3 protein-coding genes are annotated in these 2,000 nt (G+C 35.8%); 1 reads left to right on the top strand and 2 read right to left on the bottom strand.

Annotated features, from left to right (window positions below):
• Positions 1-216: hypothetical protein (locus ACQ2HE_RS19840; protein WP_430902507.1), on the top strand; the 216-nt coding region annotated here is incomplete at its 5' end.
• 256 nt (positions 217-472) lie between these two features.
• On the opposite strand, the gene ACQ2HE_RS19835 is transcribed toward ACQ2HE_RS19840, so the two are convergent.
• On the bottom strand, positions 473-796 hold the full coding sequence (locus tag ACQ2HE_RS19835) for a hypothetical protein (RefSeq protein ID WP_430901923.1): 324 nt from the start codon (positions 794-796) through the stop codon (positions 473-475).
• Positions 797-804: 8 nt separating this feature from the next.
• Positions 805-2,000 (bottom strand): RHS repeat domain-containing protein (locus ACQ2HE_RS19830; protein ID WP_430902506.1); only part of this gene is annotated, 1,196 nt, incomplete at its 5' end.

Raw genomic sequence — 2,000 nt, 5'->3', positions numbered from 1 at the left:
TTAGACGAGGCCATCGAAGCAAAAGAGTTGGTTAATGCGCTTACTAAGTCACTTAAGGCACTCGTGGGTGTTTGTGGACTGGCTCCCCCTGTTTTGTACCAACTACTTACTCTTACATTAAACTTATCCCCTGCCATTACCTTTAAAATGATGGCCGGACCTAATTTATTACCACTTCCACTGGTTTTAGCAGCGTATGTATTAGGACTAGAATAGATTTAAGTAGAATTGCTTTAATGTCGTTGATAAATTCAATTCATGTATCTACCATTAAAAAAAAGAGACGCCGACCACTTAATAGACAAATGGGTAAGTATAAATCTCAAAAAAGATCATTCCAATTAATTCGCACTACATTCCATTTGCTGCTTGCGAATTCAATTTTTAAGACTAGACTTTTGTATGACCTGACGACAGCAAGACTCATTTTATTGGGGACAACTTCTTATAAATACGCAAATATAGAATAATACTAATCACCAATAAATTTAATTGTTCTTCGAAATTTTACTGCGTAGCCTATAATGCCTAAAAAGTCATCAATGAACCTCACAACTTCATTCAAATGAGATGATCCAAATTCTTCCTTTAATTTCAAAGTCTCTTTGTAAAGATCTTCAAGATCATCTATATAAATCTCATGCTCACCATAATAATCTGATAAGGCACTTCGAATAAGTTTAAAATCATTTGTATTCTCAATACACTCCATTATCTTATCATACTCATCCAAGTATAGTGAGATTGATTTTTCAATATCATCATGTAAATCGTTAACTAAAATATCTAAAGCCATGTCAATTATTATCTACCAGGGAGACCAGGAAAAGCTGTTATTAAATCTCCAGCTTTATTTGTTATTATTGTAAATTTTGAAGTTGCTTGTCCGGTTATTGCGTCTACTCCTATTATCCTTCCAGCATCAACTATTCTTTGATAATTACCACCGCGCTGCAATACTTTTGGAACTTGGGCAGAATTCTTGATTAAAGTTACTATTTCCCTTACACTTATACTAAATTTACTTTTCTTCAAAAACATTCCAGAACGAGGATAATGTCGCTGCATCACATGAATAAATCCGTCTTCCGTGACATTTATACTTTCGTTTAATAAAATCCTTCGTGTTGTTGTAGTAACTATTTCTTCAGCCGCCTCCTCGGCTGCCTCTTCTGCGACTTCTTTTGCACCACTACGTACTAATTTCTTAATACCACCTTTTACTAGAGTACTTGCCCCCCCTATTGTAAAAACATCAAGCACGGCCATTGCAGAATTAAAAACTCCCCAGCCCCATCTTCCATTTTGAAAATCATCAACGGCTGCTCTACCTGGACCCCATACGGGTATAAAACTTTCAAAAAAACCAGGTTGACCTACTGAACTACTTTTTTTTCTATGACCAACGACAACAACTTCCGGAAGTGTTTTGTACTTTGGTTTTGGCTTAGGTACAATAACAATTGTATTTGAAGTTATAGCATCCTCAGTTGTTAAACCGGATGGATCATTTAAAGAAATAGGATTGTTGTTTGCATAAACGTATGGCGAATGATCACTGTTAAAATTAGACAATTCGTCGATTTGTAAAAATCGTCCAATTTGCGCATCATAACCTCTAAATTCAGTTTCGTCCAAGTTTAAATCCAAATCAGAGTTTCTTTCAGTACCCTCATTAAACTTGAATCTATTTTCTAACCCCCATGCAGATCTATAACTAATTCCACTCATCATCAATCCAAAAGGATAATAATGCGTCTCTTCTAGTATTTGACCCTTGGTCAGAGTTACTTGTAAATTGTCAAAATATACGTCAATATTTGGTGTTTCATTGCTTACATATACGTACAAATAGCCATTCTTGCTCACCGGCATATCTGTAAACTGGTGAACCTTGAAGGTTTCATTCGCTCCTACAATATCCGGATTGCCACTTACAAACTTGAACTGCTCGTCAACCAGTATCCAGTTCAAATAAGCTTTTGGACGTCCGGCAAGAG

It is taken from the genome of Endoryza foliicola (genome assembly GCF_050589245.1).
In the GTDB taxonomy this organism is placed as follows: Bacteria; Bacteroidota; Bacteroidia; order Chitinophagales; family Chitinophagaceae; genus Endoryza; species Endoryza foliicola.
Note: the sequence above shows the minus strand (reverse complement) of the source record. Positions and strands in the feature narration are given on the sequence as shown.